The 12,524-nt window shown below is 57.1% G+C and carries 11 protein-coding genes and 1 pseudogene; 10 read left to right on the top strand and 2 right to left on the bottom strand.

The features are described from left to right. Positions 1 to 45: 45 nt before the first annotated feature. Complete coding sequence (locus I6F31_RS35515) at positions 46 to 1,539, bottom strand: DUF1521 domain-containing protein (protein WP_225187000.1); 1,494 nt, start codon at positions 1,537 to 1,539, stop codon at positions 46 to 48. 737 nt (positions 1,540 to 2,276) lie between these two features. Here I6F31_RS35515 and I6F31_RS35520 point away from each other — a divergent pair. The 10 genes from I6F31_RS35520 to I6F31_RS35565 all read left to right on the top strand — a co-directional run bounded on the left by I6F31_RS35520 (position 2,277) and on the right by I6F31_RS35565 (position 12,077). Continuing rightward, a complete protein-coding gene (locus I6F31_RS35520; RefSeq protein ID WP_225187001.1) occupies positions 2,277 to 2,585 on the top strand; it encodes a hypothetical protein in 309 nt (102 codons plus the stop codon). A 44-nt stretch (positions 2,586 to 2,629) separates the two neighbouring features. Next, entirely contained in the window at positions 2,630 to 2,821 is a 192-nt protein-coding gene (locus I6F31_RS35525) for a hypothetical protein (protein ID WP_027571392.1), read from the top strand. 117 nt (positions 2,822 to 2,938) lie between these two features. Next, positions 2,939 to 3,832: an FHA domain-containing protein gene (locus tag I6F31_RS35530; protein ID WP_225187002.1), complete on the top strand. Its 894-nt coding sequence runs from the start codon at positions 2,939 to 2,941 to the stop codon at positions 3,830 to 3,832. A gap of 33 nt (positions 3,833 to 3,865) precedes the next feature. Further along, entirely contained in the window at positions 3,866 to 4,399 is a 534-nt protein-coding gene (locus tag I6F31_RS35535; protein WP_225187003.1) for a hypothetical protein, read from the top strand. A gap of 3 nt (positions 4,400 to 4,402) precedes the next feature. After that, positions 4,403 to 4,831 (top strand): hypothetical protein, encoded by a 429-nt coding sequence (locus I6F31_RS35540; protein ID WP_225187004.1) that lies wholly within the window; start codon positions 4,403 to 4,405, stop codon positions 4,829 to 4,831. An 8-nt stretch (positions 4,832 to 4,839) separates the two neighbouring features. Further along, positions 4,840 to 6,957 (top strand): type III secretion system export apparatus subunit SctV, encoded by a 2,118-nt coding sequence (gene sctV / locus I6F31_RS35545; protein WP_225187005.1) that lies wholly within the window; start codon positions 4,840 to 4,842, stop codon positions 6,955 to 6,957. A gap of 217 nt (positions 6,958 to 7,174) precedes the next feature. After that, a complete protein-coding gene (locus tag I6F31_RS35550; RefSeq protein ID WP_225187006.1) occupies positions 7,175 to 7,579 on the top strand; it encodes a tetratricopeptide repeat protein in 405 nt (134 codons plus the stop codon). Positions 7,580 to 8,725: 1,146 nt separating this feature from the next. Beyond that, on the top strand, positions 8,726 to 9,436 hold the full coding sequence (locus I6F31_RS35555; RefSeq protein WP_225187007.1) for a hypothetical protein: 711 nt from the start codon (positions 8,726 to 8,728) through the stop codon (positions 9,434 to 9,436). 1,113 nt (positions 9,437 to 10,549) lie between these two features. Continuing rightward, complete coding sequence (locus I6F31_RS35560; protein ID WP_225187008.1) at positions 10,550 to 11,299, top strand: hypothetical protein; 750 nt, start codon at positions 10,550 to 10,552, stop codon at positions 11,297 to 11,299. A 58-nt stretch (positions 11,300 to 11,357) separates the two neighbouring features. After that, positions 11,358 to 12,077 (top strand): hypothetical protein, encoded by a 720-nt coding sequence (locus I6F31_RS35565; protein WP_225187009.1) that lies wholly within the window; start codon positions 11,358 to 11,360, stop codon positions 12,075 to 12,077. 279 nt (positions 12,078 to 12,356) lie between these two features. On the opposite strand, the pseudogene I6F31_RS35570 reads toward I6F31_RS35565, so the two are convergent. Next, a pseudogene (locus I6F31_RS35570) lies at positions 12,357 to 12,524 on the bottom strand (E3 ubiquitin--protein ligase); the annotation flags it as partial.

Consider the following 12,524-nt stretch of genomic DNA (forward strand, 5'->3'; position numbering starts at 1 on the left):
CGCTAGCGCCCGCTTCCACGTTTTGTCCAAAAGATGGATGCGGCCTCACGCAATCCGCTGCAACATCATTTCCCGCATCAGAGTCTTGAAATCCGGCGGCGCGTCCGGGTTCTCGTTGTGGTCGATGACCGACTGCGTCACCCTGCGTCCGGAGTTGTCAACCCATCCCTGATTTTGCTCATGGATCGTCTGAGCTCCATCAGACGTCAGCTGATCAAGGGTTCGGCCGGCATTGGATTGCGTCACCTTCAGATTGTTCTTTCCATCCTTGTCATCCCCGAGCCCCTCGACGACAATCGCATTGTCGCCGTTGGTGATGGTCAGCTTTGAGGAAATGGTTTTGCCTTTGCCAAAATCGACCGTGTCCACCGTAATCTTTGTGCCATCGTCGAGCTCGAAGGTCATGCCTTTCTTAAAGTCGAAGTCGTCCTTGCCGTCGCCATTCGCATCGACGTGAGGATCGCCGTGGATCTTCGTGACATGGCCGGTCTGATTGTTGCGAACGGTCCAGGTGCCGTCCTTCTCATCAGCCGTGATGGTGTACTTATCACCAAGGTTAATCGTCGCCTTGCCGTCCTTCACCTCATGCGACCAAACTGGCGCCGGCTGAGGCGACTGCGCGGGAGCCTGAGCGACCGCAACCGGCACCATCGCAAGAGGCGGCGGCGGAGGCGGAACGAAGAAGACGGGGCTTGCAGAGCCTGACGGCGGACGCGCATACTGATAGTTGCCTGGGCCGCGTCCCTGTTCACCCGCATCGATACTCGCCTGATTTACCGCGCGTCCGGCGCCATCGGCCCACCCTTGGCCGCTCTCGTGAATGGTCTGAACACCATCGGCTGTCAACTCATCAAGGGTCATGCCAGCGTTGGACTGCGTCACCCTCAGGTTGTTTTTGCCATCGTTATCGTCGCCGAGGCCCTCGACAACCATCGCGTTGTGGCCATTCGTAATGGTAAGCTTTGAGGAGATGGCCTCACCATTTCCGTAGTCGACGTTGTTGACAGTAATTTTCGTGCCATCGTCGAGCTGGAACGTCATATCTTTCTTGAAATCGAAATCGTCCTTGCCGTCACCGTCGGCATCGACGTGGGGGTCGCCATGGACCTTCGTGACATGGCCGGTCTGGTTGTTGCGAACTGTCCAGGTGCCATCCTTCTCGTCGACCGTAATCGTATACTTGTCGCCGAGCTTGATCGTGGCCTTGCCATCCTTCACCTCATGCGTCCACACCGGATCCACAGGAGGCTCAGAGCCCTGATTCGGCTGGCCCACCAGCATGGCGGGAGGAGGCGGCGCCATCATGTACGCCTGCGTAGTAACAACTGCTGGAGCCACGACGACGGGAACGGCGCTTGTAACGACCGAACCGACCAGGGCTGGCGAGGCTGCCGGTAGGTACTGATAGCTCACCGGGGCATACTGCCCCAACAAGGCGTTGAAAGCAGGAGCGACAACCGCGCCTTCCGGCACCACTCCGTTCACCGTCGAATCGAGCGCGCCGACCACGGGAAGACCGGCCACGGGAAGATACGCCATTTAGTTCACTCCTGCTGGATAGAAGAAAGCTGTAAAACTGCAAGCGTTACGCGCTAGTCCACCGAAGCGCCATTCAGACCTGCATGAGAATGCACCATTAGCCCACCCAAGCGCATAGATGCCTCTCGTTGCCAGCACCTGCAGCCCTGACGAGACTCCTCATCCAACTCCGCGGTTATGGCACGAGCATATCGCACGCGCATTCAACGTCAGAAACGCTATCCGCAATACCTGTCGAAAAGCTGACGACAACCGACGTCGCACTTGCTGCGATGACATTGATCGTATCGCGCAGCGAACCATACGCTCCAGATGCGATCTGTAGGCCCGACGAGCGACTACACGGTCAGCTTTCACTACATCAGGGGTTCGCCAAACTTGCTCTCCTTCGACATCCGCGAACTGCCAAAGCTGGGACTGAATGGCTCAAGCAGCCTCTACCACTCCACTCTAATCAGCCGGTCGCGTCGCTGCACGCAACCGAAACGCCGCCGCTGGTTCCGAACGAAGAATTCTACATGAGGCGCAGAAGCCCGCATGCCATCTTTTCCAACGCGCCGACTATATGCGCTAGCTTGGCAACTCATAAGTCAAGCAGGCGCTGGCCTACGGCAACAGTCGCCTCGACCGTGTAGCTCGTCAGCTTCTGGAAAGGTAGCGCCCCTAGCATGAGCACGCTGAACTCTAGGCGAGGAGTCGTCTATTGAGACGTAACAAGACGAGCATAGGAGAAACCGATGATCGGAGAAATGATCGGAAGCGCCGCCGGCGGATGGCTCGGCGGCCCCGCCGGAGCGGCGATTGGTTCCGCAGTGGGCGGGACCGTCGACAAGGTCTTTGATAAAGTCGTCCATAACGTGGAGGCTGAGAAGAGTGGCCCTGATAAGGCCGCCGAGACCAAAGACGCCGACGAAAAAAGCAGCGTGCAGACCAAGCCAGACACTCTCGGCAAGAACCCAGAGCTGAACCTTAGCCTCAGCACGCTCGGGGGCGAGCCCATGTTTCTTTCCATTCCTGCCATCGTTTCGCCCGCGCGCGCGACGTAACAGGGCACAAAGTAGCAAACTACGACGAAGAAAGGTGAATCGACATGGCAGTTGATAACGTTGGCGGTAACGGTGGCGCGGCAGGCGCCCAGCAGACCGGGGATGCTGGCTTCCAGAATCAGATGGCTGAGTTCGAGCGTGTTAGCCAGAAGGTTCAGGCCCAGGCCGTCGCGATGCGCAGAATCACGACCGAGCTCTCGTCCGAGAAGAAGGTCGCCGACGAGCGCGTCCAGTAAATCTGCAGGGCGAGTGGCTCACCGCGTCGCTTATCATGGCCGCGCTGTGAATGACGAATTCTGAATGAGCCGTACGGCACTGCCGTACGGCTTCTCTCGTTATTCAGGAGACTGTCCGTGAACCAATCGATTTCCCTGGACTTTGAGGTGCTGTCGGGCCTCTATACCGGGCTGAGGGGCAAGGCGCCGGTCGGCGACAGTCTTATCGGCAGCGGCCTCGATGCCGATATGATCTTCGTTGAGCAAGGGCTCGAACCACATCACCTTCGCATCATTCCACAGCGCGATTCGATCGAAGTGGAGGCACTTGCTGGTGGTATCAGCGTAGACGGCCACGAGACTATCACAGCAGGCGAGCGCGTCAGTGTGTCTCTTCCTGCGATCGTTCATGTCGGCGCGATGTCAATCCACTGGTCGACGCAGGATCTCCCGCAAGCTGATCTCAGCAATCGCTCACGTGGTTCTATCGTGGCACTCAGTCTCCTCTTACTCAGCTCTGTAGCGATCGGCACCGTCTCAACTATCTTCGCCCCTACCGACAGCGCGGTGGCGCTGAGTACTGACTCGTTGCCGGCAGCCGAGGTTGCCGCCAAACCAGCCATCAATCATTATGAAGCGAGTGCTGCTGGTGAACTCGCCGAATTGCTACGGCAAGAGGTCGAACGAGGGGGCCTATTTGATGTCAAAGTCGGTTCGGGCCCCGGCGTTGTGACCGCGGAAGGCACCGTCACACCTAACCTTGTCGCAAAATGGCAAGAGATTCAGCAATGGTTCGATCATCAAACCAGCGGCAGCCCTACCCTTGTGAATGAAGTCACAGTCAAAGAGGAGAAGACGCCATCTTCAATTGCTGTCCAAGCCGTTTGGCGTGGAAGCGAACCTTATCTGCTTATCGGCGGGCAAAAGTATTTCGTGGGTGCGCTATTAAGCAATGGGTGGACCGTCGATCGAATTGAGGATGGGCGAGTGCTACTCAGCCGCAACGGTCGATTTTCTGCTTTGTCGTATTAGAGCCTCTACCCTGCAAGAAAGAAGGAGAAGTCGATGGCTAGGCTGCCCCAGCACGCGGTAGGGCCCGGCACCTCATCGCAGGGATTAGACGTGGGCCAGAACGCACCGGTTATCGGCTCGCCCTCCTCGCAAGTCGATATCGAAGTCGGAGTTGCTCATGCAGACGGGGGCACGAAACGGGCGTCGTGGCGAGACGCGCCCGCGCAGAATCTGCCAATCGAAGGCGCGAGCGAAGCCGCTCTCGAGATCAATTCCATCAACGCCGTCTCGGGCGTCGCCCTCTTCGAGATGGGTGCCGGGGCAAATGAGATCGACCCACGCGCAGTACTGGCTTCGCTTTATGGATCCAATCTCTCACACGGCCTGCTCTCCTTCGTCATTCCACGTCTACGTCATCCGGACGTGCTGCGCGCGGATAAGCATGGTGTTCTTCTGGAGCGCTTAACCCAGACGTTGGAGGCGACGCCAGACGACAAGACAGCCCGAGAGTGTCTGGCAATCCTGCAGCAGGAGCTGCGTCGGCTGCTTCTGCTCCGGCAGAATCAAAACAGCATAATCAAGGGCTAAGCGATGGTCGACCGTAATGGATTGCAGCATGTCCCCGCCACGCTGACACCGGAAGCTTCCAAATCGGGCGATATCTTGTCGATCTCCGGGCCCGAGCGCGACCTGCTCTGCGCCCTCTCCTATGTCCACCTCGCGTGCGGGCAAAGTGCACAGAGTCTGGCTCTGCTGAGAATCGCAGCGCGCGAGCATTCCCACGACGTCGATCTGCTCCGCATCCTAGCCTACACTCTTATCGCGGAGGGCCTTGGCGATGAAGCGCTTGATGTGCTGGATCGGCTGGACGCGCTCGATGTGCATCCGTCTTCACGCGTGCCTATGACGCTCTTGCGAAGTCACGCATTGCGACATGCCGGCCGCATGAACGAGGCTCGTGATGTTTTCCAGCGCTATGTGTCATTGCGCGCGAGCACAGCCTTCATCAATCAGCAATAGGAATCTTCATGGCCAACGTCTTGCGTAACTTGGTCGTGCGCGCGCCGGCCCACCCTGATTTCATGGTCGCCTTGATGCTGCTTCTGGCGATCGGCATGATGATCATGCCGATCCCAATCATTGTGATAGACATGCTGATCGGCTTCAATCTCGGCTTTGCAATATTGCTGCTGATGGTTGCCCTTTATCTCAGCACGCCGCTCGATTTTTCGTCCTTGCCGGGCGTCATCCTGATCTCGACGGTATTTCGTCTGGCACTGACTATTGCAACAACGCGACTGATTCTCGCCGAGGGCGACGCCGGCAGCATCATTCACACCTTCGGCGATTTTGTCATATCGGGGAATATCGCTGTCGGAATTGTCATATTCCTGATCGTGACCATGGTTCAGTTCATGGTTCTCGCCAAAGGGGCCGAGCGGGTCGCAGAGGTGTCGGCTCGCTTCACACTCGACGCGCTGCCGGGCAAGCAGATGGCAATCGACGCGGAATTGCGCAACAGCCATATCGATCAACACGAAGCACGCCGCCGGCGCGCGGCGCTGGAACAAGAGAGCCAACTTCATGGCGCCATGGATGGCGCCATGAAGTTCGTGAAGGGCGACGCGATTGCCGGTCTGATCGTCATTTGCATCAATATGCTCGGTGGAATCAGCATCGGCTTGCTTTCTAAGGGTATGTCACTCGATGAAGCGCTGCATCAATACACTCTCCTCACGATCGGTGATGCACTCATTTCACAGATTCCGGCGTTGCTCCTGTCAATTACGGCCGCAACCATCGTCACGCGTGTGAACGGTCCTTCCAAGCTCAAGCTGGGCGCCGATATAGTTCACCAACTTACAGCGAGCACGCAGGCACTTCGGTTAGCCGCCTGCGTTTTGGTATTGATGGGGCTCGTTCCAGGCTTCCCTTTGCCGCCGTTCGTCATCCTGGCTGTTCTTTTTGCGGCGGCAAGCTATGTCAAGATCGGCGCGAAAGCCGACCAGACCTCCGTTAAGAGAGGCGCTGACGGCGCTGCGTCGGCGCCGGCTCCTGCGCCGGCTCAGAAGCAAGCCGTGCATGCGGAAGCACTTCCGATCGCTTTATTTCTTGCACCGGACCTGACGCATTCGATCGACAAAGACGAGCTGGAACAGTGCATTGCGCGTGTTTCAACATTGGTATCGGCGGATCTTGGCATCACCGTTCCGCGCATCCCAGCCCAGATCGGCCAGAACTTGTCCGCGTCGCAATTCAGGGTTGATGTGGACAGTGTGCCAGTTGAACGTGATGTGATCGACCCGACGCAACTGGCGCTCAACGACGATGTGGCGAACATCGAACTGAGCGGCATCCCTTTTCGGCAAGATCCGGAGACGAATCGGGTCTGGATTGAAGAACGGCATGCAGCCGCTCTCAAAGCAGCCGGAATAGGTTATCACCGGCCGAGCGAGATTCTGGCCTTGCGTCTCCATTCCACCTTGACACGCTATGCACAGCGCTTGGTCGGCATCCAGGAAACCCGCCAATTGCTCGCCCGGATGGAGCAGGAATACCCCGACCTGGTGAAAGAGGTGCTGCGTACGGCCACTATCCCTCGGATCGCCGAGGTGCTGCGCCGTCTGCTCGATGAAGGCATTCCCATCCGCAACACCCGCTTGCTCCTGGAGGCGCTGGCAGAATGGAGTGAACGCGAGCAAAACGCCGTCCTGCTCACTGAATATGTTCGTGCTACTCTGAAGCGACAGATCTGCTTCCGTTATGCCAATGCGCATCGTGTTGTCGCCGCCTTTATCATCGAGCGCGAGAGCGAGGAAATTGTGCGGGGCGCGGTGCGCGAAACTGCTGTCGGCCCATACCTGGTTCTGGATGAATGGCAGAGCGAGAAGCTGCTTGCACAGTTCCGTCACATCCATTCGACCATTGCACAAAGCAAGAGCCAGCCTGTCATTCTTGGATCGATGGACATCCGACGTTTCGTGCGTGGCTTTCTCACCCGCAACGGGATCGAACTGCCTGTTCTATCCTATCAAGACCTCGCTGCCGATTTCACGGTTCAACCGATTGGATCCATTAAGCTTCCAGCTTCGAAAGACAGGGTCCCTGCCCCGGAACGGGGCGGGCTCCTTCCCGCCGCGAGTTAAGAGTGTACAGCAGCTCGTCACGAGACAGCCTATGAGTTCAAATGAGATCAGGGCCCGGAGGTGCTTGTGCTCCATTCTTTCGCGGGCCTGGCCAGCTCTACTCGCACTGCTCGCCGTTGTGCCGCTCGCGGGTTGCGCTAGCTGGGATAGATCGAGTGTTTCACCGCAGCAGGCGTCCACAGCGGACCTCGCAGGCAGCAAAGAGATCGACCCGACCGTGCGCGAGCGCATTTCGCACGCGCTTGGTCGGGATCCTGATGAAAGGACTCTGCGCGATGCGTTGAAGCAACAGCCGAACAACATCGATGCAGCGATTCCTCTTGCGCGAGCCCTTCTGGCACGCAACTGTCCGAAGAATGCGCTTGAGGTGCTCGACGGCGTCTTATTGGCAACCCCGGGCGAGCTACGCGCATTGAATGCCAAAGCAGTTGTTCTCGATCACGAGGGCCGACATCAGGAGGCCCAAGAACTATATCGCCAAGCTCTCGCAGAGGAACCTGAAAACCCGATGCTGCGCAACAATCTCAAACTGTCCCTCGCCCTTGAAGGCAAGAGGGAGGCCGGCGACGCCAGCCCAGCACCGCAGGCGGATGGCCGGAACGCATCAGCTCGTTCGAGATAGCGCGGCGCTCGAGAGCGGATCGGAATCGCGAAGTCTTGATGCTTAGCTGTCAGCTTGCCGACGGCTAGGCTTACTGACGGCGGATAATGAACGTCGTCCAGGAAGAGCACATCCACGTCAAGTCCGCCGCTGCAGTGCTACATGCGGGCGCTTCTGCACCCGTTGACTCAGCTTATTGTTCAGATAGCGGAGTGGGGAAATAGCTAACGGAGCAAGGCACGTTTCGGCTTGCAACCTCAATCAGATGACCGTGATCTGGCGTGTTTTTCAACTCCTTAACTGAGCGATCCCATTATTGGTGATTTGAAAGACGGAGAGCGGTTCTTCTCGGCTCCGTTTGCCTTCATGAGCAGCGACGGCACCCAAGTGTGACTTCCCCCGCGGCTGAACAGTTGTTCACCTCGCCGGTCAACAACCGAAATGTTGCTTAACGACAGATCTGCTCAATCGCGCGCCTCTCGGCGATTACGAAGTCATGTAGGGGTCCGCATATGGGTTTCCGCGTCTCTTCGGTCGCTCGGTTTGGTTGACTTGCGATGCGCTTGCGCGGCGGGAGCGCACAAGGGAATAGTACCGACAATGAAGCGGAAACGAAGCTGATCGAAGGCGACGGCCAGAGATACTCATCGATATTCATCGGAAGCCGTATCGAGCGCAACCGCCGAAAAGTAGACGGCCACTGCAACGATCCTAACATTTGGGATCTACAGGACGCAGATGAACCAGCGCTAGGTTCCCCACCCCGATTGGTGCCCAGGCCTCCCGATGCCACGCCTTCCGCTAATTATGCTTGAGAACGTGTGGCAATTCCAGCCAACAATAGGCGGCGTCGTTGATCTGCTGACACTATCATGCCTGTCAGCATGGCCAGCCGCCAGAGCGACGCTCGCGGGGTCGGGTGAGGTCGTCTTGACCGGCGGCTAGTCCTGACACAAGTATTCCCGGTTTTGCGCCCGCGTGCAGCACGAAACGCTACTGCTAATTCGAGGCGACGCTTCAGCCAGCCGAAAAGTCTATCGCCATCAGCCTCCCAAAACAAGGAGGCGACGAGATCTCTTGCTTGTTTGTAGCATCTGCCGTGCGAGCGTACGGATGACGATAGTGCGCCGGGCGGCTCGCACATTTGAGGACTATAAGGGCACTGGGATGATCACGCCGATTCGACGGAACTGGAGTCCAAAAGAATTATTCGATGCTCTCACGCCAGCGATGTTCACTGCCGCGCCGTCGGCTGTCCGCGCACGTTGGGAAAAATTGTGGCCTGATCTATACACGGAATATGACGCCCGGTATTTGCAACAAGAAGTCGTGTCGCGAAATCTTATCGCTTCCGATGAAGTTGCGGCATTCTTCAACGCTTGGGCGATGGACGAAGAGCGCCACACCGAAGGATTCATCCGAATCATCGAACTTGTCGCTAAGGGATCCGAAAAGGATCTTCGGGAGAGATTGGACGCTCGACCGCATGACTTTGGTCCGATCGTTGAATACCTGAAGGACGAATTCTCTCTATTGGTTATGATCGCATTTGATGAGATGTGCACCTGCCGCGCCTATGCAGCAGAAAAGCCGTTCTATGACACCCTTGGGAACAACACGTTCCATCATTGGCTGCGGGAGGTAATCGCGGACGAGGCGGTCCATTCGATGAACGCTGTTAACGTCATCCGCGCTCGCTATCGCGATCGCATTGGCCAAGTCGGCACCATTCTGGACAACCTAATCCGCGCGACCGATAACCTACGCTATTCTGGCACTTTCGTCCTGGACTACTTCGGCGCAGCGTACTCCAAGGAGCTGCTCGCCGAATGCCGGCTCGCGATCATGAGAAATATTGCCAAGCCACTCATTGTGTAGAGCCAGATGTGTGACAGCGAGACTGCCGAAAGTTGCACCGGCGTCGTATTGCTGCTCACGCGCCTTTTCTGTAGGTTTCCCGTTCTATCAACGACGCCAAGTTGTCCTGACTCGTTGTGCGCAAGGTCCTGTTCACGACAGGCCGACGGTTCACCTTTGGCCAGATTATTACGCGCCGGTTCTGTTTTGTGTCCAGTTGCATGCGCGCGGCCGTGTGTAATCCGGCGATTGGTCCGATTTTTTGCTCCGCTGTTTGCGACGACGACGTGCGGCTCCCCGCTCTGTCGGATGTTCCCTCCATAAACGTGGATCAGTATGGAACGCGGCGATGCCATGAAGAACCGGATTTCAGGTCACCGCCGAGGCGGCAGGTACCGATAACGCCTCAGACTCCACGACGCGCACCGCGCCAGCGGTCGAGGACAGAACGGATGATAGCACTGGCTTATACCTTCCTGAAGAGGGTCGCGTTTTTGGCGACACGGTCAGAATAGATCGACCGCTTCATTCCACTAAAGGTCCTTCTCGACCCGCGCCACGTAGCGTCATCGGCGAAATCTGGTCCAAGACAAAGATCGCCGGTTTTGGTCGCTCGACGCCGACTTCTTTTAGCGGAGGCGTCCCCAGTATCGCTTCGCCACGGATGCGGCGCCGTCTGCTGGCGTCCCGCTCCACGTTTGATCTTTTTCGCCGTGACGCAATATCCCGCCTCCGCGTGACCAGATGCATGGTTGTTATTCGCGCCACCAACGCGTTTCAGCTTTTAGCTCGCAATCTGACGCTACGTAAGAATGCTAGCTTCATGCAGCGACAGCATCATCGATGACCTGTGGCGATACAACCATCACGACTGGCAAACCGTTGATTCTGACCCGCGCATTCCAACTGCCCCACAAACCTCACGTAGATCACCAGCACAAGTGATTACTCCCAGTCTCGGGGCCTGCATCATCACACGACACAATCGCTTAATGTTGAAAACGTTCATCGGCTACAGAGCTCTCGCATGGAAAGTTCATTGCCCCTTCTTTCTGCCATGTTCGCAACCAAAGCAGAGACGCGCCGATGCGCAGTTTGCGCGCGGCAATAGCGAGTGTCTCAGGAGAGATTTCCATGGTGAAGCCAGTAGTAATTGTGGTAGGTGCGGACAAGGGAGGAGTCGGCAAGACGACCGTATCGCGAACGCTACTGGACTACTTCAGCGTCAACAACGTGCAAACACGCGCATTCGACACGGAGTCGCCGCGGGGAACGCTGAAGCGCTTTTATCCCGAGATCACCGAGATCGTCGACATGACGACGACGGCGGATCAGATGAAGATCTTCGATACCCTGAACTCAGGGCTGTCAGTCACTGTCATCGATGCTCGCGCAGGCCTACTGTCCTCTGCGTTGGCCTCCTTGCGCGACATCGGATTTCTCGACTCGGCACGGTCTGGCCAGATCACATTTGCCGTGTTCCACATCCTGGGATCATCTATCGCTTCGCTAGACGAGATCGCGGAAACCGCGACCTTCATGAGTGGCGCCAAGTACTACCTGGTCAAAAACTTCATCAACGACACCCAATTCTTCCAGTGGGATCAAGCGACCTATAATTCCTATTTTCACCGCATCAAACATGCCACTGAGTTGATCATCCCGAAGCTTAACGAGATGGCCTATGAACAGGTGGAAGTCGCGTCCGTCCCATTCATAGACTTCGTCGCAAACAAGGGACGGAACGATGAACCCGCGAACAACTCCTTCGTGCTGCGCGGCTATGTCCGGCACTGGCTGGCAAATGTCTGGAGCGAATTTGATCGCATCAACTTGACGGAATTGGCCGGGGCCAAGTCCGCCACCCGGGCCGGCGAGAAGTAGTCGATAACCGGCGAGCTGAGGTCTGGCCCACGTACTGAACGAAATTGATCTGCTGGCTATGTTAGCGACCCCCATCTACATCATCTGCTCTCCTAGCCCGCAGGTCGGTAAAACCCTCATCGCTCGGGCCATGAGCGAGTTCTTGCTGCTGAAAAGCGGCACAGCGCGGTCGTTTGATGTCAGCTTGAAAGAGCCCTCATTGCTCGACTACCTCCCCAACATCACGGAGACCGCGGATGTGATCGACACTTACGGCAAGATGCAATTGATGGACCCTCTTATCATTCACGATCGGGTACCCAAGATAATCGATCTCGGCTTCCACGCCTTCGACGAATTCTTCAAGATGTGCGAGGAGATTGGTTTCATGAAGGAGACGGCGCGCTGCTATGTCGTCCCTATCATCCTCTTCGTCGCGGGCGCAGACCGGATCTCCTTTCGTGGCTATGAAATGCTGCAACGGCGAATTCCGCCGGCGTCGCTGGTCACCGTTCACAATGAATTCGTGCTGCGCGGCGGATTACCTGCAGCGATGGATGGCGAGCGGGTAATTCGGATTCCGGCGCTTCCGCTATTCCTCAAAAGATATATAGACCGGCTTAGCTTTTCCTTCACTGGATATCTGCGCAACGAGAAGGACTGGTCCACCGAGCTGCATCAATGGATCCGGCGAAATTACAGCATGTTTCGCGATCTGGATTCGAGTGTGATGCTGCGAGGGTCCTATCGATCGCGGGGGACGGATATCGTTAGCCTACGTTGCACCAGGGCCACTTGAGATTTCGGTCTGCTCGACATCCATCCGTCCGGCCTATGAGTTGTAACCAATGACTTCAAGGGCGTTCGCGACGCGAACGCTACAATTGCGGTATATGAATTTTCACTTGGATCGCGCATCTTTATCGTTATCGTAAGCGGGAACCGCCCGACTGGCAATTGTCGGGGACTGTTTCGCCGAATGGCTTGTGCAGACACGCCCCGTCCGCCGAAACGATGGATGTTGGTCTTGACCTTGTGAGCGGCTCGGCGGATCGCCCGGCTTTCCGTCGGAGGGCGCTCATAGCTGAAGGCCGAGTCTCCCGAGCACCTGGTGCATGACCGCGCTTTTGATCTCGCTGGCTATCTCGTTGCGTATCTGGGCGCCGAGCACCCGCTCGGCATCCGCATCGCCTGTCAAACCATGCTCGGCCAGTCGCCCATCCAAGCGGGTTCGAAACTGTACGCC

The sequence above is a fragment of the Bradyrhizobium sp. NBAIM01 genome (assembly GCF_020194115.1).
GTDB classification, from domain to species: domain Bacteria; phylum Pseudomonadota; class Alphaproteobacteria; order Rhizobiales; family Xanthobacteraceae; genus Bradyrhizobium; species Bradyrhizobium yuanmingense.

Excerpts from the sequence above, each read along its gene's own strand:
- I6F31_RS35565 (WP_225187009.1), top strand. The coding sequence starts at position 11,358 with ATGTTAGCGACCCCCATCTACATCATCTGCTCTCCTAGCCCGCAGGTC.
- I6F31_RS35525 (WP_027571392.1), top strand. The coding sequence starts at position 2,630 with ATGGCAGTTGATAACGTTGGCGGTAACGGTGGCGCGGCAGGCGCCCAG.
- I6F31_RS35535 (WP_225187003.1), top strand. The coding sequence starts at position 3,866 with ATGGCTAGGCTGCCCCAGCACGCGGTAGGGCCCGGCACCTCATCGCAG.
- I6F31_RS35560 (WP_225187008.1), top strand. The coding sequence starts at position 10,550 with ATGGTGAAGCCAGTAGTAATTGTGGTAGGTGCGGACAAGGGAGGAGTC.
- sctV (WP_225187005.1), top strand. The coding sequence starts at position 4,840 with ATGGCCAACGTCTTGCGTAACTTGGTCGTGCGCGCGCCGGCCCACCCT.
- I6F31_RS35555 (WP_225187007.1), top strand. The coding sequence starts at position 8,726 with ATGATCACGCCGATTCGACGGAACTGGAGTCCAAAAGAATTATTCGAT.
- I6F31_RS35540 (WP_225187004.1), top strand. The coding sequence starts at position 4,403 with ATGGTCGACCGTAATGGATTGCAGCATGTCCCCGCCACGCTGACACCG.
- I6F31_RS35515 (WP_225187000.1), bottom strand. The coding sequence starts at position 1,539 with ATGGCGTATCTTCCCGTGGCCGGTCTTCCCGTGGTCGGCGCGCTCGAT.
- I6F31_RS35520 (WP_225187001.1), top strand. The coding sequence starts at position 2,277 with ATGATCGGAGAAATGATCGGAAGCGCCGCCGGCGGATGGCTCGGCGGC.